Here is a 21,952-nt window from a genome sequence, read left to right as displayed (position 1 = left end):
AAGAAAGGGGCTTACCTCTTTATTATAAGTTCGTTAGCAGATGCCAAAAGAATGACCTTGCTCTCGTAGGCGATCCCTTGAATATGAGGTAGCAAAAGCTCTAGAACTGAAGGGTCTTGAAAATGATTGATTTTGGTCTCTGGGTGCGGATAGTAGATCAGACCATCGAACGGCTGCTGCTGCCAGAGGAGCTGAACAGGCACAAAGGAAAAGCTCTCGGGATCGTGATCTGTAGACCATTTGACCAGAGGCAACGTAATTTTTGGCTGGAGCGTAAAGATGGCGGGCGCGATGGAAACGTTCAGCGTGGCCGGATAAAACAATGAGAGATCAACACCTAAAGCGCGAAAGTGAGGCGTTTGCATGGCAATAGTGCCGTTAGGATAGGGGCTATCTGTGGCGTCACCAGAGGCGACCCGGTGACCTGAAACGACCGTAGCTACAAGAGAAATAGGATCAGGAGAATCCATAGGAAAGCAAGCTTTCTATCTGCATAGAGGGTTGAATATTATGTTTGCATAGCGTGATAAAGAACGGAACTTTGTGTGAATCTTGTGTTCCGTCATCTCAAGATAGGGCTACACTAGCTTTTCATAAGGGCGACGTTTCAGGAGAGAATGTCTCTTTCAAGAGTTAGCTTCACGCAAAAGCCATCCCGTCGGAAACCGCCACTGCAAAAGAATTGGCGTTTCATCTAAAGAACAAACTGCTGGCATAAGAATTGCCAGCATCAGTCAATAGAACAGGCCGCCGGGATCGTTTCGGATTCCGTGCCTTGAATATCTCTGCTTGAATCTCTGAGGGTACATCCCCCGACTCTTGGGGCGAAATAATAGCCGGGGCTTGCCCCGTGGGTTCATACCATTGATCTTCTCCACCTCTATCCTTACTTTGGAAATTTATGAGCAAGTCTCAGTCAAACTCTGCTGTAGAGAGCATCTCTGCGTTTGATCCCCGACAGTCTTCTGAAAATCCTTCCCAGCATTCTTCTAGTATTGCCGCTGGAGTATATGTTTGCATCCACGGGCACTTCTATCAGCCACCGCGTGAAGATCCTGCTCGCGGCGTTGTGAGCAAGCAGCCGAGCGCGTCGCCTTTTCATGATTGGAACGAGCGGATTTTGTATGAGTCGTATCGGCCCAATGCTTTTGCACGGATTTTGAATGGCGACGGCGAGGTGACGCGGATTGTCAACAACTATGAGCACATCAGCTTCAATATTGGCCCCACGCTGATGAGCTGGCTAGCGCGTCACGATCTAGAGACGTATCGACGCATCCTAGCGGCGGATAAGGTTAGCTGCGATCGCAACCAAGGTCATGGCAATGCGATCGCCCAAGCCTACAATCACATCATTTTGCCGCTGGCCAACCACCGCGATAAAGTCACTCAAATTCGCTGGGGTATCGCCGACTTTCAGCATCGGTTCGGGCGTGATCCTGAAGGCATGTGGCTGGCTGAAACCGCCGTTGATAACGATACGCTAGCAGTCTTGATCAACGAAGGCATTCAGTTTATTATTTTGGCCCCTTCGCAAGCGGCCCAGTGTCGACGCTTTGGCCTAGCCGATGGCTTTGACGAATGGCAGCTTGTAGAAAATGGCGATATCGATCCGACTCAGCCCTACCGCTGCTTTGTACCCGCTCAACCCAACGGGCGCAACTATATTGATATCTTTTTCTACGATGGACCGATCTCGGGCGATATGGGATTTGACGATACCCTGCGATCTTCTCAGCAGTTTGCCAATCGGCTAGGGCAAGCTGTCAGGTCTTTTGAAATAGATACTGAGGCGGCAGACTGGACCGAGGCAGAGAAGTGTCAAAGGCGATCGCAGCTAATCTCAGTTGCTACAGACGGCGAGACCTTTGGTCATCATCGAGGGGGCGCTGAGAAGACGCTGGCCCATACCGTGATCAACGAGCTGCCAAATAGGGGCTGGCAGGTCACTAGCTATGCTCACTATCTAAGTATGTGCCCGCCGACTTGGGAAGTGCAGCTCAAACCAGTCACTGCCTGGAGCTGTTCGCATGGCGTAGATCGCTGGCAGCGTGATTGCGGCTGTGGTGGCGGTGGCGCTTGGCAGCAGCAGTGGCGAGCCCCCTTACGGCAGGCGCTAGACTGGCTACGCGATCGTCTTATTCCCCTGTATGAAAAGCTGGGCGGATCGCTGCTACAAGACCCCTGGGCAGCTCGTAATGACTATGTCAATGTCCTCAACAGCTCATCCACGCGGACTCTCGATCAGTTCTTTGCCGCACATCAGAGCCATCCGCTCACCTACCGCGAACGAGTAGAAGCGCTACGGCTGCTAGAAATGCAGCGACATACCATGCTGATGTATACCAGCTGCGGCTGGTTCTTTGATGAGATTTCTCGTCCAGAAGGAACGCAGATCCTACGCTATGCAGCTAGAGCAATTGAGCTAGCAGAAGCGGTTTCTGGCAACATGCTAGAGAATGAATTCGTGCAGCGACTGGCTCAGGCTCCTAGCAACATCGACTACTTTAAAACAGGCGCAGGCGTCTACCAAAAGCAAGTCAAGCCAAGCCAAACCAGTCTAGAGCGAATAGTGGCGCACTATGCTACCGGGTCTCTGTTCACGCCTGTCAAACAGGAAGAACAGCTTTATTGCTACACCTTGCGAAAGCAAGATTACTATCAACAGCCTTTGGGTGCGCTAACGCTAGCCGTGGGCCGAGTCGAGGTGACTACGGCCATGACCCAAGAGACACAGATCCTCTCATTTGCAGTGCTGCACCTAGGCGGCTGGGATTTCCAGTGCAAAATTCAAGCCTTCGCGCACAAAGGGCTCTACGCCCAGGCTAAAAAAGCAGTGATTGAGGCATTTAGCACAGCCAGCATCGCTCAAAGTATTTTGGCAATTGACCAGCAGTTTAGTCAGACCTACACTTTGCAAGATCTCTCACAAGAAGAGCGGCAGCAGATTATGCAGCAGCTCAACCACGAGACCCTACAGCGGCTAAATCAGCTCTATGAGCAGGTTTACCGAGAGAACTATAGCGTTCTGATGGCGTTTCACCGCGATCGCATTACCGTACCCCAGTCGCTTCAGGTCGCGGCTGATATCACCCTTAGCCAAAGAGCATTAGCCGTCATTCACGCTCTAGAGCAAAACATTACCGAACCCGATGGCAATCTGCTTGACATTACAGTCGGTCGAATTGCTGAATTAGAAGGCATTGCCACTGAAGCCCATCACTTTTGTGCCAGCCTAAAAGTACCCGACGCCCAACCCGTGCTCGAACGGCTGATTTGGCAAAGTCTATCGCAGACGCTGCAGACAGCCAGCCCAGAGCAATACCTTGAGCTAGAGGCAGCGATTGAAGGAATAGAGCGGTTGATCAAGCTAGGGGCAAAGCTCAACCTAGAACTAGCTCTTTACCGAGTTCAAGAGCTTTATTACGACTACCTCGCCCAGCAGATGAATGACGCGATCGCCGGTCAAAAAACCGCTAGCCCGCGAGCTGCCGATCACCAGATCTCCAGTCATAAAGCCCTGCTCGTCAGACTAGGATGGGCCCTAGCGTTGGATACAGAAGCAGTTCTCGCCCAAACCACTTAGAGAAAGAAGCCTCTGCGGCGATAGATTACCCGCGCATTGAAACCACGGGCAGCGGCGACATCGACTCTAGCCTCGGCTGGAGAGCGAGAGTCAAAGCTGCCAATATTGATAAACCGTCCGCCTCGCTCTCGATCTATGAACGCCTCTGGGAAAATCTCTCGGATGCTGGCTAGGTCTGACTCGTCGCCAATCACCGCCGATATGTAAGGTCGACTGGGTCTATTAGAGACCGAAAAGCCCATAGACGAAAGGGTCTCGCGATCGGCTGTGCCAGTCACCGCCAGCCCCTGCACCCGCTGATAAGTGCGAATACCCTGCTGCGTTTCAAAGCCATAGACACCATCAACAAACACCGGAATACCCAAGTCGTTCAACCGCTGCTGTAGCGCCGTCACACTAGAACCCGTGCTGCCCGGCCCTAGCGTATCGCTTGCCACAGACCCACCAGCATTATTAGAGGCGGCTCGTGTCGGCGCTGAGGCGTTGCTGCCTGGTAAGAACTCAAATTCCATGTCGCGCAGGGTTTCTTCATCAGCGATACCGGTCGCTGGCAGATCGCGAATCCTCTGATAGGTGGCAACGCCATCTGCCGTCTCTTGGCCGTAGATACCATCTACTTGAAAAGGATAAAGGCCATTTCGACCCAGATATAGCTGCAACGCGCGCACATCAGCGCCTGCATCACCCTGACGGAGTGAACGGCGCGTCAGCCCTACTGCCAGCAGCAGCGAACCATCGGATGCGGCAGTAGCAGCGTGACTGGCTGACTGGCTGGCAGACTGGTCGGCGGTCCGATTCACGGACTCGGCGGCTGCTAAGACGGGTAGCTGAACGAGGGTCATTGTCGTCAAGACTCCCCAGCCTATAGCGCGGACAGTGAGCTGCTTCATGGTCAACACAGGAAACTCCACAGTGTTTTGAGGGTGGTTTTGATGAGATATTATGACTCATTCATGCATAAAGCAATGTAAAAATGCCGTGATCTACTAGTGGTGTGTTGCCTTCGGCTAGTGCGGATAATTGTGCTAGACGGTATGCCAGGAGCCTGCAACGCCAAATATAGTTGCTATTGTGTAGATTGACTCGGGGCTAAGGGCCAAACCAAGATCGAAATAAAATATTAGGAGAAAAAGGCAGGACACAGATGCCAAACCAACCTACTCTCAAACTAGCCTACTCCTAAACAAGCCTTGCTCCCGAACGGTCCTTGCTCAAAGGTATACCCACACTATTCTTAAGTTCTCGTTTAAGTTCGCAGCTGCTATAGGAGAGACCATGCTTCGGCCTCAGATTCGTCGTGCTTCAAAGAAAGTCTTTGTTGGCAATAGCACCTACCCAGAAATTGAGCGCATTGGCGATCCCCATTCTTACTGGGGAGATATCTATCACCTATTGCTAACCATGCCCTGGCCCACGTTTATCGGGCTTACTAGCGGCCTGTATCTTTTGGTCAATGCGCTATTTGCCTTTGCCTATAGCTGGGGCGACGGGATCGCTAGGGTGAGTGGAAGTGAGCCCGAACAGCTACTTGATCTGTTCTTTTTTAGCGTGCAGACGATGGCTTCGATTGGCTATGGCGCTATGTATCCAGATAGCCTGTATGCTCATTGGCTGGTGGTGATCGAGTCGCTAGTAGGGCTGTTTTTTATTGCGATGACAACGGGGCTAGTCTACGCTCGGTTTTCTTTGCCAACAGCGCGCATTTTGTTTAGCAGCGTGGCAGTTATTGCTCCTTTCAATGGCGTATCGACACTGATGTTTCGCACGGCAAATAAGCGAAAAAATTACATTCTAGAAGCGCAGCTATGGGTGACACTGGTGCGCGATGAGTATAGCGACGAGGGTGATTTTATGCGGCGTTTTCACGATGTGCCGCTGGTGCGATCGCATACCCCGATCTTCAGCCTTTCCTGGACTGCCATGCATCAAATTGAGTCCGGCGGTCTGCTCGACGGCGACACGGTAGAGACATTAGAGCGCGATCGCGCCGAGATTATTGTTACTCTCACTGGGCTAGATGAAACCTTAGCCCAAACCATCCACGCCCGCCATACTTTCCAAGCAAAAGATATCTACTGGAATTACCGCTTCGACGATATCCTCCTCTCCAACGCTCAAGGCCGCCGTCTAATCGACTTCAATCGATTCCATCAGATTCATCCGATTAGCAAACCACGTCAGCTACCCAGCGGTCGTACGCTTAGCAACGGTAAAATTCCGACCCCAATAGAGGACGCTCTCTAGCTAGCATCAGATGCATTCGCACCGCTAGCTAACCACCTTGCTTTTTTATAACAAGGTTTGATAACAGGGGTTTCACTGCTAGATAATGTATGAAGCAACGTGGTGAGTGCTATAGAAGCAGCTAATACTACTAGAGGATAACAAGCTAGCAGTGGCCAAAAAACAAAGTATTTCTGTCTGGCATCTGATCAGGCAACAGCTCGATCAAAGACTCAGTCAACGACCGCGTTACCGTTTACGCAGATTAGTCCTACCAAGACTGACCTTGACGCTGACGGTTACGTTAATGATCAGCCTGCTTTGCGGTGGCCTGCTTTTTGGCGGCCCTGCTCATGCCGACAACTTCGATCGCATGAACCTACGACAGCAGGATTTTTCTGGTCAGGATCTTACTGGCAACGACTATACGCGCGCTGACCTTACCGAGGCAGATCTTAGCCACACTAATCTAGAGCAAGTACGACTATTTACCACTAGGCTTAACCGAGCGAATCTAGAAGGGGCCAATCTACGAGGGGCTACTTTAGACGGAGCCAGTATGGTGGGCGCTAACCTTAAAGATGCTGTCTTAGAAGGTGCCTATGCCATCAACATTGATTTTCGCGGAATCGATATCGAAGGCGCGGACTTCACCGATGTCTTGCTAGACCCTAAAGACAATGACAAGCTGTGTGAAATCGCCAGTGGGACTAATCCTGTCACTGGCAGAGAGACTAAAGAGACTTTGTACTGTCCCTAATGTTGCTGAAGTATCGCGGGTAAGCAGGGCGACTGTGAACAGTCACATTTGTGAGTAGTCGTATCTATGAGCAAGCCCAAGGCGATCGCTACAGATAGCCATGCTCTGCCAAAAATGCCAAAGACATATCTAGATCAGATTCGTCTTTGACATTTGTGTTCTCCCTGCCAAGGATTTCCATATTAGCCTCAGCAGCGGCATGAGTGCTGGGGCCATACCGAGTAAACTTCTCTACATATTTACCTAGCACATCGCCTTCGAGATTGACCAAATCTCCGGGCTGAAGGTAGCGCAAATTCGTTTCGGCGTAGGTGACTGGAATAACCGCCGTCTGGAACCAATCGCCGGTATTACTACACTCTGCCACGGTAAGGCTAATCCCATTGACAGCAATGCTGCCTTTATTAACGATATAGCGAGCCACTTTGGGACTGACACCTCGAAAGCAAATCTCCCAGGCATCGCCAGTGGGTTCAGCGCTTTCTAGCTGACCGGTGCCATCGACATGCCCAGTCACAAAATGGCCGCCAATTTTGCTGCCTACTCGCAGGGAAGCCTCTAGATTTACCTTGCCATTTTCGGGTAATTTCCCAAGGGTGGATTTGTCTAGGGTTTCGGGGGAAGCCGCTGCGATGAAGCCTTTTGTCAGAATTTGCTCGACAGTCAGGCAAACGCCGTCGACCGCAATACTATCACCGAGTTCAATTCCCATCAGCACCGGGTCTTGAATAGTAGGACAGGTAATTTTGAGCTGATACTGGCTCAGGTGCTGTAGCTGACCAATACTCTGAACTAAACCTGTAAACATAAATCTTGTAGAGATAGTGCGGTCATCAAGAATTGCTTCTTGAGGCTTAATTCTTGAGACCTTATGCCTAGAACTTGAGCGAGATGTTCGATTTACTCTAACGCAGTTGCGTGTTCACCACGACGTGGCACAGTGACGTGGTGCAGTCGTAGCCTCAAGTTCACCATGTTTTCGATAAAGTTTTTTTATCTTTCACTGAGTTTTTCTAAAAATCGCTTTAGCCTAGAGAGACATATAAAGTTGCTTTTTTAGTTTGAAGAACGTTTTACCTGGCAAACCTAAGGAACTAAGCGATGATTGAGATGACGGTTGCGGGGATTGCCATTGATGGAGGCACTCGAAATCCAGTAATTTTGCTACGTGATGCGTCTCAAAGGCGGCAGCTACCGATTTTTATATCCGCTGAGCAGTCTCGAACGATTCGCTCTGTTTTAGAGGGCGAGAAGACAGCCCGGCCTATGACTCATGATCTGATTGTGAATCTGATGAACGCCTGGGAAGTAGATTTGCAGCGGGTGGTGATTCACTCACTTAGAGACAGCACGTTCTATGCGGTGATGACGGTAGGACGGGGCAAGAAAAAGAAGGAGATTGATGCGCGGCCCAGCGATGCGATCGCAGTAGCGCTCAGAGTCAATGCGCCGATCTGGGTGATGGAAGAAGTCATTGTAGACGCGGCGATGCCTGTAGACCAGGCCGCTGATGCCGCCGAATCGAAGGCATTTAGAGCATTTGTTTCAGATATTAGCCCGGCGGACTTTGCTGAGCGTGGTCGTTCTGTTTAGTCTCTATGCATGATCGCCTCTTTGGCAAGACTGAGCGTCGATTGTCCGTTTTTTCCCTGGGCACTATGCGGTTTGACTCTGCCGATGCCGCTAGAGCGGTGATTACAGCGGCGATCGCCCAAGGTATTAATCACATAGAAACAGCGCCAGCCTATGGCCAAAGCGAACGCTACGTCGGTAAAGCGCTACACCGCATTTTCTTAGACGGGCTGATTAGCCGCTCTGATCTAACTATCACTAGTAAAATTGCGCCCACAGTTGAGCTAGCAGATGTGAAATCTACTGTGCAGGCGTCTTTGACTCGCTTGGGCATCGACTACCTAGACTGTCTAGCGATTCACGGCATTAACACGCGATCACACCTAGAGGCGGTTCAAATAAATCTGCTGGCGGCGATCGCTTCACTTCAACGGCAGGGACTTGTTCATCATCTAGGGTTTTCGACCCACGCACCGCTAGCGATTATCCAAGACGCGATCGCTAGCGGTGCTTTCAGCTTTATTAACCTGCACTACAGCTTCTTTTTTCAGCGCAATCAGGCAGCAGTTGCCCAGGCTCACCAGCAGCAAATGGGCATTTTTATCATCTCTCCAGCGGACAAAGCCGGACTGCTCTACACCCCCCCTGAAGCGCTTAAGGCCCTTTGCGCTCCTTTTGATCCGCTACTGCTTAACTATCGATGGCTGCTGAGCGATCCTCGCATCACTACCCTTAGCATCGGTCCGGCAGTGCCAGAAGAACTAAATTGGCCGCTACAGGTCCAAGACAAAGACGGTCCGCTTGATCTAGAAGAGCAACAGGCCATCAGGCGATTAGAAAGCGCCCAAGAGAATACGTTGGGAGGCGATCGCTGCGCTCAGTGCCATGCCTGCTTGCCATGTCCAGAAAGCATCAACATTCCAGAAGTATTGCGATTGCGAAACCTCACCGTAGCCTACGACATGCAGCGCTTTGGTCAGTATCGGTATGGCATGTTTGAGAACGCGGGTCATTGGTTTCCGGGCAGGCGGGGCGATCGCTGCACCGATTGCGGAGATTGTTTGCCTCGCTGTCCCGAACAGCTTGATATTCCGACCTTACTTAGAGACACTCATCGCCGACTCGCTGGCAAGCGCCGCCGTCGTCTCTGGGAAGAGTAAGAAGATTAGTAAAGTCACAAAGATATAAACAACAAAAACCTCTCTTTACTTACTTAAAGAATGGAGAAAATTGTTTATTTTTTATGACTTTTTGCTTGCGTTTGATTCCTGCATTTAAAAGAGATATTAGCTAGCACAGAGCTTGCCGCTGACCTCAGAAAAGATACGTTACTTCATGCCCTCTCAGCCCTTTTGTTATCGCTAATTGTCTATGCTCACAAGCTATAGATTTTCTTCTCTTTGTTGAGCGGCACAAGTGAATCTAATCGGTAGGATGAAAGAAACAAGCGGTTGCCTCAAAAGCAAAACTACACAAAAAGACCACAGATCCTTTAGTGTAGCCATAGAAATAAGGCTATTGAGAAATTAGTCGACGAGAAATTGACCATTGTTGAGAAATCAGTTGAAAGTAGATTCCTTCTAAGCAACTATAGGTTTACTTCGGTCAGTCACTATCAACCAAAAAAACAGATCACCGTCTTACAGGATTCAGAAACTATATGACCTTCACTCAAGAACAGTACCTCTCTGGTAACGGCACCCCAACCGATGACAGAGTAGCCGTACTGCTGATGGGTTATGGCGAAGTCGAAAGCTACGAAGACTTTGCCAACTACAACGAGCAAGCCCTTAATCTGTTAACCGCTAAGTTTGCGCCTGTGCCAACTTGGATATATCCTCCCCTGGCCAAGCTATTAGCTATGTTTGATCTGCATGAGTGGAGCCATCAGCACGGTAACTTTGTCTCTCCTCACAACGCTATTTTTGAAAAGCAAAGAGCGGGAATCGAAACTTGCTTACAAAATCGCTGGGGCGACCAGGTCAAAGTCTTCAAAGCGTTTAACTTTTGCGCTCCGCATCTGCCCGAACAGGTACTAGAAACGGTCAAGGCAGAAGGCTTTACCAAGCTGCTAATCTATCCGCTGCTAGTTGTAGATTCTATCTTTACCAGCGGGATCGCGGTAGAACAAGTCAACGACGCACTGACTAAGCTGGCAGGCCCAGGCGAGCACTGGCTGAAAGGGACTCGCTACATTCCCTCTTTTTATAACGAAGAGCGCTATATTAACCTGCTTGCAAACCTAGTCGAAGAAAAGATAGAAAAAGAGCTAGCCGTGGCCCACCTGCCTTCTCAAACTGGCATTATCTTGCTCAATCACGGCTGTCCGCACAAGGCTAAAGGCTTTACTTCTGGAATTGACGAAAGCCAGAAGCTCTATGAAGCCGTGCGTGAAAAGCTAATACGTAAGTATCCGCTAATCTCGATTGGCTGGATGAACCACGACACGCCGCTAATCGACTGGACTCAACCCAACATGGCAGTGGCCGGTCAAAACATCATCGACTTAGGCGCGACAGCTCTGGTGATGATGCCGATTGGCTTTGCCACCGAGAACCATGAAACGTTGCTAGATGTAGATCACATTATTCATAGCCTGCGTCGCAAGAATCCTCAGGTCACTTACGTGCAGATGGACTGTGTCAATGATCATCCCGAATTTTTGCAGATGGTCGCCGACTGGGCGGATTCTGAAATTCAAGCTTTGTTAGAAGCCGCACCGCTGAGTGTGAATACAGAGCTAAGAGAAAAGCTCAGGGAAGCAAGTGCTGAGCATACTCACCACGGTCACGGACCTCACGATCACGGACATCATGATCACAGCCGCGATCGCCACAGTCACAGTCACCCTAGCCACGGTCATCAAAGCCACGGCTCGAACGAGCACGACCATAGTCACAGCCACGCCAGTCACAACCATGACCATGGCTCTCATGCTCACGACGCCAATCACGATCCCGAAGCAGCGTCCGCCGACAAAGCAAAAGCACACAGCCACCCACATTAGCCAATAAAATTCACTATCCTGTAGAGACCCTTCTATTTAGAGATATCTACTTTCTCTACAGTCATGCGCCTGTCCCTTGCTCGTCCAATGAAACGTCCGCTGCCCTGGCTGATAGGGCTAGGGCTAATTGGCTTGATAGGGGCAGGCGTAATTGCTTTTTCTGTGGCGAGGCGAGGCGTCAACTACGATATTGAGGCGCTGACGGTGCCCGTCGCGGCTAGCGAGCTAACGGTGCGGATTACGGCTAGTGGCAGCGTAGAACCAGTGCGAACAGTGAATGTCAGCCCGAAGTCGGCAGGCATTGTCGAAACGTTGTTTGTGGAGCAGGGCGATCGCGTCACCCAAGGTCAGCTAATTGCTGAAATGGATCGCGACCAAGTGGAGGCGCAGATGGTTCAAAACCGAGCTGGGGTGGCCGAAGCGAGAGCCCAGCTTGACGATGCACTAGGCGGTGCGTCTGATACAGATATTGCCCAGGCTGAAGCGGCGCTAGAGTCGGCCCACGCCCAGCTCCGAGAAGCCCAGGCGCGACTAGAGCTAGCCCAAGAAGATCGCGATCGCACCCAAAGTTTGTTTGAGCAGGGAGCCGTTTCTAGAAGCGAGCTAGAGGTAGATATCAGTGAGAGTCGCAGCGCAGCGGCCACTGTAGAGCAACTGGCCGCCAGCGTTAACGAGGCAGAACAGCGATTGATCGATCAGCAAAATGGCAGCGACGCAGAAGAAATTGCTCAGGCTGAAGCGCGGCTGCGAAGAGCACAAGGGCAGCTGCAGGGGATACAGTCGCAGCTAGCAGATACCGAAATTCGAGCGCCGTTTGCCGGTATTGTCACCCAGCGGTTTGCATCGGAAGGCGCTTTTGTGACGCCCACCGCGACAGCTTCAGAGGTGACTTCGGCCACCTCTACAGCGATTGTCGCGATCGCCAGTGGTTTAGAAGTGATTGCCGAAGTACCAGAAGCCGACATTAGCCGCATTCAGAGCGGTCAAGCAGTTGAAATCCAGGCAGATGCTTTTCCAGAAGAGATTTTTGAAGGTGAAGTCAAATTGATTGCACCCGAAGCCATCGAACGGCAAAACGTGACTGTCTTTCAGGTGAAGATCGACATACTTACAGGTACAGACCAGCTGAGATCGAATATGAACGTCAACGTTGCTTTTATCGGCGATCGCTTAGACAATGCGCTAGTTGTTCCGGCAGTTGCTGTGGTTACACCAAGAGGTGAGACGGGCGTGCTGGTGCCCGACGAAACTGATAGAGCACGGTTTACGCCAGTTGTGTTAGGAACGCAGGTGGGCGATCGCATTCAGATTGTTGAGGGCTTGGAGGAAGGCGATCGCGTCTTTATTGATTTGCCCCCCAATCAAAGCTTAGATAACTTAACCTTTGGCCGCGACTAGAGTCAGTGAATAAAGGCTGACTGAATTGACTAACCTTCGATAGTCAATGAGACTGAGCTAGCGTCAAGCGCCATCGATATTTCCACTGAATGCCCTGCGCTGTTCTAATACTCTTAATGAGGGAAACGCCGAGTCATCTCTTTTTGCTAAATGAGAGAACCCCTTAACTGCTACCTTTGGCAAACAACCTTAGTAGGACTGCATGTTATCAGCGACTCATTAATCGCGCGCTCCTACTTTTCTATTCCACTGACGCTGACCTATTTCATCTACGAGCGAAAGCAAGACTTTCCACGTGCTCTCACGCTACTATTCAGCAGCTTTATTCTTCTTTGTGGCTTTGGCCATCTGATTGATGCTGACCACTCTGCCCTTTTGCGTCAGAGGCTTCGCTGTTGATATAGCATGAGGATGCATGTTTACTTTGCTAGTCGAGTTACGTAGTGCTCTACAACAGTTCTATCTGATGGGAATGTCCTGAGTGAGTCTACAAAAGTCATAGAGAAAAGTTCATTTACTTCCAGTGCTGAACACCGCCTGTCTTGTTCGGCAATACTCCTCAATTAAGTAGTTTTCTTTTTTGTTAACATTTATTAACATAGATGAGAGCGAACGGATTTGCCTCTGATGCTGTTCTGTCAATTCGGATCATGAACCGTGCTGACGAACGAGAGCTAGAAAAGCTTGCTTTGCTCAGCCTTCCTTATCCCTTGGTCTCTTATGCAAGAACCTACTTCCTCGGGCGATAAAGCGGATCGCTTATTTGAAAGACTCGCCTTAGAAAAAACAGCTTTAGAAGGAACCTTGATCCAGTCCTCAGGCTCAAATGCCCATGCTAACAATGCTTCATTCACCGAAAACCGCTTGCCCATTACCGACGAACTGCTAAAAAGTATCACAGCAGCGATAGAGCAACTGTACAAAGAGCGGTTGGGTCAGCCCCCTCAGCAGGTAAGCTGTGATTTGCTAGACAGCCGACTAGTGATATGGGTAGAAGGAAGTATCACACCGGTAGAGAGGCTACTGTTTTTAGAGAAAGCTCTAGAGGCGCAGAGAGTGTGCTTTACGGTCGATAGGCTGATGCATCGGCAGCTAGTTAGCTTGATAGAACGGCGTCTCAATGTGAGGGTAGTAACGATGGTGGCCGATACCTGCTATGAACAGGGCTGCACGGGTCTAATTGCTAAGCTATCATCGTCTCCAATAAGAGAAAACAGGTAAGAGAAAACAGGTAAGAGAAGATAGCTCTGAGTAGCTGCGTCGCTTTTCTAAGGTTTGCGTCGCTGAGCGCTTTTTACCGATTTAGCTGCTGATGCACCGTCTAGCAAGACTAATAGGTCAAGCTTTTGTAGCTGTGCTGATTGTAGGAAGGAGATGTCGGCCACTGCTAGGCCGAAGCGATCGCAAAGTAGGACAAAGAGTCTGTTCTTTAGCGCTTGATTGATGGCTAGACCCATCTCTAGTGCTAGTGTGTCCTGCTGCTGCTGAAAAAGGTAGTTCTCGGTGGCAGAGACGGGCCTCTCTATACGAATGACAAAGTCCATTTCTTCTATCACTCTGCACTCGACCCAATCTAGCCTAGTGCCTAAATACGCATAGAAGAGCTGCTCTACGGCTGCTTCTATGGAAGCAGTCAGTGCTTGTAAGTTGGGTAGCGGCTCTATCATTGCTATTAAGGTGTGTTCTATTGGGCTGATGGCAAGATGCTACGGCACGTAAGCGTAGTAAATAGCACTCGTTGAAAGCAAGTAACGTCTATCGTAGGCTGCCGCCGCTATCTAGCCCTGCGGCATAAGGCTTAGAGCGCAGTTGTATAAAGAACGAAAATACCAACCATAATCTATGCAATTGGGTATAAGTACTTACTTTCGCTGTGAAGTGCTTTGGAAAGATTGTGAGCAACGGTAGTAGTAGAAGCGGCCAGACTGGTGACTAAATATATTCATTCCTTGTAGAAAATTACATTGTTGAAAACAAAGGGTATCATCTTAATAGAACTTTACACTCGTTCGTTTGGCATAGATGTGCGAATCAAACCAACTCTTGTGGAAACTTCTACTCTTCAAGACAACCAGCTTCAATAAGCGCAACTATTTAATAGCGATAGTCCGAAACCAGGCGCTTGCAGATTTCAATACTGTGATCGCCTGGTATTTTATATCTAAAGCAAGAGATCGCTCTATGTCAAAAGTATGTTTCTAAAAAGAAAATCACGTGCTGTTCTCAATTTCTCTATGGAAAGAAAGGGAAAGCAGGTAAAAAGAATTGGTACTTCTGTCTGGGCTGGGAGTTACTTTGATATACCTACTAGTAAGTATGTGCTCCTAGGCTGTTCTTTAGAGTGATTAGCATATATATTCCTACCTATGCTTGGTGCGATAGTCATTCTTCTTTTAGTAGAGCTGTCGCGGTGGTAGTTGCAGAAACCGTACTGACACCTGCTGACAAGAGTGTTGACCAATAAGCTATGGAAGCCTTGAAAGCAAAGCTACTAGATAAAGTCGATGATATTATCGAGCGTTGGACCAGAGAGGTTCGTCGTGATATCAGGCAAAGCTACAACGTAACGATGACCTATGAGTCTATTCACAGCCGACTGCCGCTGATGATCGAAGCAATATCAGCGTGCTTAGCGAATGAATCAGCCAAAGGTCCTATTCACGAGCTACAGTTAGAGTCCTGGGAGCGACTTCAAATACCCGTAGAACTAGGGTTTGACATTAGGGAAATGGATAGAGAGTTCAACATTTTGCGGATGTTGCTGCTCTCTTCCCTTCAGTTTGATTTCAGATCCGAGAATGTTTCAGATGCTGTTGTGGCGCTGCGTTCGATTGATAGCGTGCTTGAGCGCATCTCCGGCAGTGCGGCTGAACGATACACTCAGTATCAGCTAGAGCGCTTGGAACCCATGCACCAGAAGCTGCTCACAAGTAATCAGGAGCTAGTTCGCCTCGTGCAGATGCAGAAGGACAATGCGTCATACCTAGCACATGAACTAAAGAACCCGCTCAATTCAGTGATTTCGTTCTCAACGTTACTGCTGCGGGCACGAAAGCAGACTTCCTCTACTAGTAAGGTGCCTGCCAAGGAGCTTAAGCATCTAGAGCGCATCTACGAAAACGGCATACAGATGCTTCAGCTAGTCAACAATATGCTAGAAGTATCTCGCAAAAACTCGCAGCAGCACTCGATAAAGGTAGGGCAGTTTGAAGTCGCTAAGCTAGTAGAGCGGGTGGTCGAGTCTCAGCGGCCTGCAGCGCTGAAGAAAGGGCTGAGCCTGACGGTAGATTGTCGAAGTGCGCCTCCTTTGGTCAGTACAGACATGCTACGGCTGCAGCAGGTGATAGTAAATCTAATCAGCAATGCGATTCGCTATACCGACAGCGGCAGCATCCAGGTTAGCTGTGCTGGACTAGAACATGACCGCTGGCTGCTGTCTGTTCAAGATACGGGTAGAGGCATTAGCCCAGCACAGCAAGAGAATATCTTCAAGCCATATCTTAGAGATAGCGAAGCGGTGTCTCATCCTACTGATAGTACCGGATTGGGCTTAGCGATTGTTAGTAAGCTAGTAGTTTTGCTACAAGGTGAGCTAAAACTTACTTCGATAGTAGGCAAAGGCTCTACTTTTTCTATTATATTACCGCTCGATACCGGCGAAGACTATTCGCAGACTAGCTAGTGAGGTTCGTTATGCCTGGGGTTAGGTGGCTGACTGCTTCTGAACATAACTAGTTTCTAGGTTTCATTACAAGATAGGAAGAGCCGTAAATGTCAATGATCCGACAGGCAAAAGTTGAGGATGCAAGCGTTTTATGTAGGCTACTTCATCAGTTGAAATACACCTCAAAGTTAACTCAAGTGGAGCAAGCTTTATCTGACAACGATAAGGATTCTAATTCTGGCGTTTATGTGTATGAGCATTTGAACAAAGTAGTGGGATTCATCTCTGTTCTTCGATTCTTCTACTTTCCGGTAATGTCTAATAAATAGGCTGTTGTTGCGTAGTTGTCGGCGCGGTAATATGCACAAGTTTCTTTCTCTTTCGACCAATCATCTGCCAGAGCAAAAATGGCTTCAGTATGGCTTATGTGAGTGTCGTCAGCAGCAGCGCGTCGCATCGCTTGAAGAACTGAGAAAATGAGGAAAACTGATAGGTCAGTACCTGTCTATGCTCTACCCAGACGAGTGCAATTACCAGCCAGTGAAACAGTCTATGCAGCCTCCGACGAATTGAGGTCTTGCTGGCGCGATCGCAGCGCAGATGCTCCCCATGAAACTGTAGATGTGTCGCTTCGTCTTGTAGGATTCTTTCAAATAGCCGTTTGGCCTGAGGGTCGCTACTGGCTTTAGCAAGTGTTGAGTAGTATGCGATCGCAATTACCTCTGCTGTCAACAGCACTGAGATCATCATCTCCCAGCCACACAGCTGGCGCACCTTACGAAAAAGCCCATCGCTCCACTGTTTGGCGATCGGTTCTACATCGTTTGCTCGCAGCGCCTCAGCCATGTAGTAGGCATGTCTTTGTTCTTCTTTGATAAACTGTTGTATCGCTAGCAAATAGTCAGGATTGTCGTGTCGCTGAGCATAGCTGGCGGCGAGTGCCTTTAGCGTTCTTCCTTCCGAGCATTCTCCTAGTTGAAAGACTTTGATGGAATCAACTAGATGAGCGTCTAGGCGCAGTGTAGAAAAATCGATCTCTTGGGCAAACTGCTGCCAGCGCTTCGTGTTTTGTGAGAAGGCCCTTGTCCAGTGCTTAGTATCGTTAGCATTAGCACCGCTGTGCTGGTCTGTGCCGTGTATTGTTGCAGTCATTAAAAGGATTTTGCTTAAGCTTGAATGTGATATTGACTACAGGCGCTCAATCTACATTTTCCGAAAATTTCGATCTAGCGGAGCACGATGGCTATAGTGAAGAAGCCAACAGTGAAGAAGTTAGCGGTGAAGAAGCCAGCGCGAAAGAAGCTGGTTCACCTTAGAATAGATAGCCAACCGTAGGAGACGCACGCATGTCCACCGCTCAGGAAACGCCACCCGATATAGAGGAAACAACGGGCGATAGGGCACAGCCAGATAAGTCACTAAGTGAGTCGCAGCCCGATGAGTCATCGCCCGATGAGTCACCGTCAGACGAGTCGCCAGCAGGCGATACCCGGTTCAGTCTGTTTCAGCTATGGAATATGAACCTTGGATTCCTAGGTATTCAGTTTGGCTGGGGTCTGCAAATGGCCAACATGAGCTCTATTTTTGAGTATCTAGGGGCTAGCGCTCACAATTTGCCAATTTTGTGGCTAGCAGCGCCGCTGACAGGGCTAATTGTGCAGCCGATTATTGGCAATCTCAGCGACCATACGTGGAGTGCGCTGGGCCGCAGGCGACCTTATCTATTGGGCGGGGCGATCGCGGCGGCAGTTGCGCTGGTGCTGATGCCCAGTTCATCGACTCTATGGATGGCGGCGGCGCTGCTGTGGCTGTTAGATACCAGTGCCAATGTGAGTATGGTGCCGTTTCGGGCCTTCATCGGCGACCTCTTGCCGAAAAAGCAGCGAACGCAAGGGTTTGCGATGCAGAGCGTGATGGTGGGACTAGGCGCGATCGCGGCCTCTAGCATGCCTTGGCTGCTGAATCACTTGTTCGGCGTAGATGCGTCTTCAAGCCCGGATCAACGGATTCCGCTGACGGTAGAATTCTCCTTTTATATCGGTGCGGCGCTGTTTTTAGGGACAACGGTATGGACGGCGATCACCACCGCTGAGTCCCCGCCAAAAGATCTGGCTAAGTTTGAGCGGCGGCAGGCAGAGCATGGCGGCATCTTCAACAGCTTGCAAGAGACGTTTCAAGCACTGCGACAGATGCCGAAGACCATGCAGCAGCTAGCCTGGGTGCAGATATTCACCTGGCTGGGAATTTTCTGCTTTTTCCTCTACTTTCCGCCAGCGGTGGCTCGTAATCTGTTCGGTGCAGCGCAAAACGACTCGGATTTGTACAATGCTGGGATTGAATGGGCTGGCCTGTGTTTTGCCATGTTCAACGCAGTTTGTATTCCCTTTTCGCTGCTGCTGCCTAGGCTAACTCGGCGCATCAGTCGCAAGGCCGTTCACAGCATTTGCTTAGCCTGCGGTGGGTTGAGTTTGGTTTCTTTATTGCTAGTGCAGCAGCCTTGGATGTTGCTATTGCCGATGGTGGGATTTGGCCTAACTTGGGCGAGCGCTCAGTCAATTCCCTATGCCATTTTGACCTACGCTATTCCTAATCAGCAGCGCGGCATTTATCAGGGCATTTTTAACTTTTTTATCGTGCTGCCAGAGATTGGTATTGCCTTGGGGTTTGGCTGGGTGATGGAACACTGGCTGCATGACAATCGCCTGATGGCCGTGGTGATAGGCGGCGTCTTTTTGCTGCTAGCTGCGGCGATTATGCCGTTCGTGCAAGTGCCACAGCAGTCGTTGGAGTCTCTATCTGAAAGTGCTGCCGAAGACACTGCCGAAGGCACTACCGAAGACGCCGCTGAAGATGCCACTGAAGACGTTGTTGAAGATGCTGCTAACGATAGCCGTCTGGGAGAGCCTGCTACCTCATGACAACAGACACTTTCCCTATACTCTCATTCAAGCTAGATCGGCTCTCTCAGCTTTTGCTGCTGGCAGTAACGGTGTTGGTCTACAGCGTGCTAGGAATGGCGATCGCCAATTCACTGTTTGTCACCCACGTAGGCGCTGGGCATTTACCCCAGGCGTTTATCTTGATTGGGCTGTGCTCTATGCCTGCCTATGCGGTGTTCTCACAGATCGTAGATAGCTATAGCCGACCGCAGCTCTTTCGCTACGTGCTGCTGCTGTCTGTTGTGGCAATCATCGGGCTGCGGCTGCTGCTCTCGCAAGAGTCTACCTACGCCTACTACATTCTGCTGATTGCAATTTTCTTTCAGTGGGATTTTCACAACAACGTGCTCTATCCCAGCCTGCTGACAGACTACTTCACGACCTTAGAGTACAAGCGCTATGCCCCCTATATTGGCATTGCTCAGGCGGTAGGAACGTTGCTAGGCGGCGGCCTGACTACGCTACTGTCTCAATATTTTAGAACCCGAGATCTGCTGTTGTTTATGCCAGTGGTTTTTCTGATCGGGGTAGCACAGCTCGTGTATTTAGAGCGATCGCAAAGGCGAGTCAACGTCGGTGAGTCTAATCAGGCGGTCGGCATCATCGAGTCGCTACGTACCTTTCCCGAGTTAGTCAGACGCTATCCGCTAGCGCTGTTCCTAGCTAGCAGCAGCTTCTTGCTAGTGATCATTTACACCAGTTCTGAATTTCTCTGGTTCAGCATCTACGGTAGTCACTTTGGCGAACAGGCGCTGACAGGCTTTTTGGGCGGCATGAGAATCGTCATCAGCCTGGTGCAGGTGGCGGTGATCTACGGCGCGACGCGCCCACTGCTGAAAACTTTGGGCGTGGCGCAGATGAATCCGGTGTATCCACTGACGACCCTGGCGAGCTTCGCAGGGCTACTTTCTCACTTCGGGCTGCCCGCAGCGATAGGACTGCATGTCAACGGCGATGCATTGTACAAGGGGATCAATCTGCCGGTTCATCAGCTTAATTACAATGCCATTCCTCGGGAGTTTGTCGGGCGGATTCGCTCGCTTAGTGACGGACTCATCTACGCACTGGGGCTGACGCTGGCCGGGACGCTGCTTTGGATTAGCGAAACGCGGCTGACTTTGATGCAGATTGCTTGGCTGGTAGCCGGGCTGACGGTGCTGCTGCTGCTAGTACGTCTGCCGATGGGTCGCTTTTATGCCAGCGGTCTAGAAGCCATGATTCGCTCGGACAGCCTAGATCTCGATGAGTTTGATCTGTATCCGATTCAGCTCACGCCGCAGTCGGCTACAGCCGTCAAAGATCTGCTAACCGATGGCGATCGCTATAGTCAGCTCAAAGGGCTCGAACTAGCGGCGCGGATGGATCAACCCAGTCAGTTCTTGCCTGAGATAGAACCGCTGGTCGCCGCTGGAAACTCGTCTGATAGCTTGCCTGACAGTCAGGTTTATGAACAGGTAATCGCTCTATTTAGCCCCAGCGAGCCCGAGCTGCAAGCGACTTTCAAAGCTAAGCTCCAAACCCCGGAGCTACGAGCATTCGCCTTAGAAGTGCTGCTGATCAATCAGTATGTGCCCGACGCTAAGGACATTCAAACCTGGCTGAGCGACCCCAGCGAAGAGATCAAAATACTGGGGAGAATTGCCGATCTTATTGTTAACGCTCCCTCCGACTCTAGCAATGCCTCTGTCCATACTTCTGGTTCTGATTCTAGTCATACTTCTGGCCATACCAGTCTCGATCAATGGCCCAATCCTCTCACGCCCAAAGCCGCCCGTATCATCACTCGCGTGGTCGCCTACAGCAAAAACTCTCGGCTGGCGTCGCTGATTCCCGACCTGGTTTTGACTCAAACTAGCCCAGATATCGTTCGCACTGGCCTAGAGGCGCTACAGCCACTCACCTATCGAGGTGATGACGCCACCGCTAGCATGGCCCATAGCAAGCTGAGTCACTACGATCCTATGGTCAAAATCGCGGCGCTAGAACTGCTGCGGATCAGCTGCTGCGACCAGACGCTCTCTGCGATTGGCGACTGCCTGAGTGATGACGATCCGCGTGTCAGAGTGCAAGCAGCTAAAGCCCTGGCAGCCTACGGTCGTGCGGGCGTCGATCTAGCCAAGGCGAGCTTGAACCATCCGCAGGTAGAGGTGGTGAACGCGGCGATTACGGCGATTGGGCTGGTGCAATCGCGCTATGCCGGTAATGTCCTGTTTGACTACCTGGCACCGAGCTATGCACTCTTGTCTAAAACTCGGCGCTGGCAGTCACAGATACCTAGCCACGCCCCTAGCTGGCAAGCACTGGCGGTAGCTATTGACGACTATCACGATCGCCTGATCCAAAAAGTGCTCTATGTTCTTTCGGCGCTAGGGCACGCTCGCACGGTCAATGCGGTCAATCGCCTGCTAGCGACCAATGCTCAAGCGGAGCTAGAAAACGCTATCGAAGTACTGGCCTCGCTCAACCATCGGCGATTTGTCATCCCGCTGATGCCGCTATTAGAAGCGTTGGTATCCCCAGCCGAGGCTGAGTCAGCCGAGGCAATCAGTGAGGTGACGCCGCTGTGGCTAAAGACAAAAGGCTATCGGCTGCTGCTAGAGGCTTTAGAATCGAGTGAGCGCTGGATTAAATCTGGGGCGCTGATTGCTTTGGCCATGGTGCCATCGGCGCTAGTAAACGATCCAGACCCGTTTGTGAAACAGGTGGCGAGCCAAATTTTTGAAACTACTTTACCTGCTAAGACTGTCATGAATCGATTGCTGCTGTTAAAGACCGTTTCACTGTTCAAGAATCTCTCATTAGA

17 protein-coding genes are annotated in these 21,952 nt (G+C 50.4%); 12 read left to right on the top strand and 5 right to left on the bottom strand.

What is annotated here, in order from left to right:
- Window positions 1-11 precede the first annotated feature (11 nt).
- Window positions 12-470, bottom strand: coding sequence for a hypothetical protein (locus IQ256_RS05545; protein WP_193854561.1), 459 nt, complete (start codon window positions 468-470; stop codon window positions 12-14).
- Between the two features lie 431 nt (window positions 471-901).
- Here IQ256_RS05545 and IQ256_RS05540 point away from each other — a divergent pair, with 431 nt between their 5' ends.
- A complete protein-coding gene (locus tag IQ256_RS05540) occupies window positions 902-3,586 on the top strand; it encodes a DUF3536 domain-containing protein (RefSeq protein WP_193854560.1) in 2,685 nt (894 codons plus the stop codon).
- On the opposite strand, the gene IQ256_RS05535 is transcribed toward IQ256_RS05540, so the two are convergent.
- Window positions 3,583-4,497, bottom strand: coding sequence for a peptidoglycan-binding protein (locus IQ256_RS05535; protein ID WP_193854559.1), 915 nt, complete (start codon window positions 4,495-4,497; stop codon window positions 3,583-3,585). The two genes, IQ256_RS05540 and IQ256_RS05535, sit on opposite strands and share 4 nt — an antisense overlap.
- A 364-nt stretch (window positions 4,498-4,861) precedes the next feature.
- Here IQ256_RS05535 and IQ256_RS05530 point away from each other — a divergent pair, with 364 nt between their 5' ends.
- Together IQ256_RS05530 and IQ256_RS05525 are read left to right on the top strand one after the other, a co-directional pair.
- Window positions 4,862-5,830: an ion channel gene (locus IQ256_RS05530; RefSeq protein ID WP_193854558.1), complete on the top strand. Its 969-nt coding sequence runs from the start codon at window positions 4,862-4,864 to the stop codon at window positions 5,828-5,830.
- Window positions 5,831-5,981: 151 nt separating this feature from the next.
- Window positions 5,982-6,569: a pentapeptide repeat-containing protein gene (locus tag IQ256_RS05525; RefSeq protein WP_370623352.1), complete on the top strand. Its 588-nt coding sequence runs from the start codon at window positions 5,982-5,984 to the stop codon at window positions 6,567-6,569.
- An 88-nt stretch (window positions 6,570-6,657) separates the two neighbouring features.
- Here the strand turns inward: IQ256_RS05525 and IQ256_RS05520 are convergent, their stop codons facing one another.
- On the bottom strand, window positions 6,658-7,377 hold the full coding sequence (locus IQ256_RS05520; protein ID WP_193854557.1) for a riboflavin synthase: 720 nt from the start codon (window positions 7,375-7,377) through the stop codon (window positions 6,658-6,660).
- A gap of 293 nt (window positions 7,378-7,670) precedes the next feature.
- On the opposite strand from IQ256_RS05520, the gene IQ256_RS05515 reads away from it, so the two are divergent.
- From IQ256_RS05515 to IQ256_RS05495, 5 genes are all read left to right on the top strand, one after another.
- Window positions 7,671-8,162: a bifunctional nuclease family protein gene (locus IQ256_RS05515; RefSeq protein ID WP_193854556.1), complete on the top strand. Its 492-nt coding sequence runs from the start codon at window positions 7,671-7,673 to the stop codon at window positions 8,160-8,162.
- 65 nt (window positions 8,163-8,227) lie between these two features.
- Window positions 8,228-9,301: an aldo/keto reductase gene (locus IQ256_RS05510; protein WP_370623351.1), complete on the top strand. Its 1,074-nt coding sequence runs from the start codon at window positions 8,228-8,230 to the stop codon at window positions 9,299-9,301.
- A 500-nt stretch (window positions 9,302-9,801) separates the two neighbouring features.
- The gene (locus IQ256_RS05505) at window positions 9,802-11,148 is read left to right on the top strand and encodes a ferrochelatase (RefSeq protein WP_228024603.1); all 1,347 of its coding nucleotides are present in this window, start codon (window positions 9,802-9,804) and stop codon (window positions 11,146-11,148) included.
- Window positions 11,149-11,211: 63 nt separating this feature from the next.
- Complete coding sequence (locus IQ256_RS05500) at window positions 11,212-12,546, top strand: efflux RND transporter periplasmic adaptor subunit (RefSeq protein ID WP_228024602.1); 1,335 nt, start codon at window positions 11,212-11,214, stop codon at window positions 12,544-12,546.
- Window positions 12,547-13,266: 720 nt separating this feature from the next.
- Window positions 13,267-13,767, top strand: a complete 501-nt coding sequence (locus tag IQ256_RS05495; RefSeq protein ID WP_193854554.1) for a Na-translocating system protein MpsC family protein — start codon at window positions 13,267-13,269, stop codon at window positions 13,765-13,767.
- 47 nt (window positions 13,768-13,814) lie between these two features.
- Here the strand turns inward: IQ256_RS05495 and IQ256_RS05490 are convergent, their stop codons facing one another.
- Window positions 13,815-14,213 (bottom strand): hypothetical protein, encoded by a 399-nt coding sequence (locus tag IQ256_RS05490; protein ID WP_193854553.1) that lies wholly within the window; start codon window positions 14,211-14,213, stop codon window positions 13,815-13,817.
- 800 nt (window positions 14,214-15,013) lie between these two features.
- Between IQ256_RS05490 and IQ256_RS05485 the strand changes: the two genes are divergently transcribed.
- Window positions 15,014-16,228: a cell wall metabolism sensor histidine kinase WalK gene (locus tag IQ256_RS05485; protein WP_193854552.1), complete on the top strand. Its 1,215-nt coding sequence runs from the start codon at window positions 15,014-15,016 to the stop codon at window positions 16,226-16,228.
- Window positions 16,229-16,633: 405 nt separating this feature from the next.
- Here the strand turns inward: IQ256_RS05485 and IQ256_RS05480 are convergent, their stop codons facing one another.
- Window positions 16,634-17,362, bottom strand: coding sequence for a ferritin-like domain-containing protein (locus tag IQ256_RS05480; RefSeq protein ID WP_193854551.1), 729 nt, complete (start codon window positions 17,360-17,362; stop codon window positions 16,634-16,636).
- A gap of 26 nt (window positions 17,363-17,388) precedes the next feature.
- Here IQ256_RS05480 and IQ256_RS05475 point away from each other — a divergent pair, with 26 nt between their 5' ends.
- From IQ256_RS05475 to IQ256_RS05465, 3 genes are all read left to right on the top strand, one after another.
- Window positions 17,389-17,526: a hypothetical protein gene (locus IQ256_RS05475; RefSeq protein WP_193854550.1), complete on the top strand. Its 138-nt coding sequence runs from the start codon at window positions 17,389-17,391 to the stop codon at window positions 17,524-17,526.
- Between the two features lie 30 nt (window positions 17,527-17,556).
- A complete protein-coding gene (locus IQ256_RS05470) occupies window positions 17,557-19,128 on the top strand; it encodes an MFS transporter (RefSeq protein ID WP_193854549.1) in 1,572 nt (523 codons plus the stop codon).
- A partial coding sequence (locus tag IQ256_RS05465; protein ID WP_193854548.1) for a HEAT repeat domain-containing protein occupies window positions 19,125-21,952 on the top strand: 2,828 nt, incomplete at its 3' end. The genes IQ256_RS05470 and IQ256_RS05465, both read left to right, overlap by 4 nt.

Origin of the sequence: cf. Phormidesmis sp. LEGE 11477 (assembly GCF_015207105.1) — a bacterium.
Lineage (GTDB): Bacteria > Cyanobacteriota > Cyanobacteriia > Phormidesmidales > Phormidesmidaceae > Phormidesmis.
This window is presented reverse-complemented; position numbering and strand designations above follow the sequence as displayed.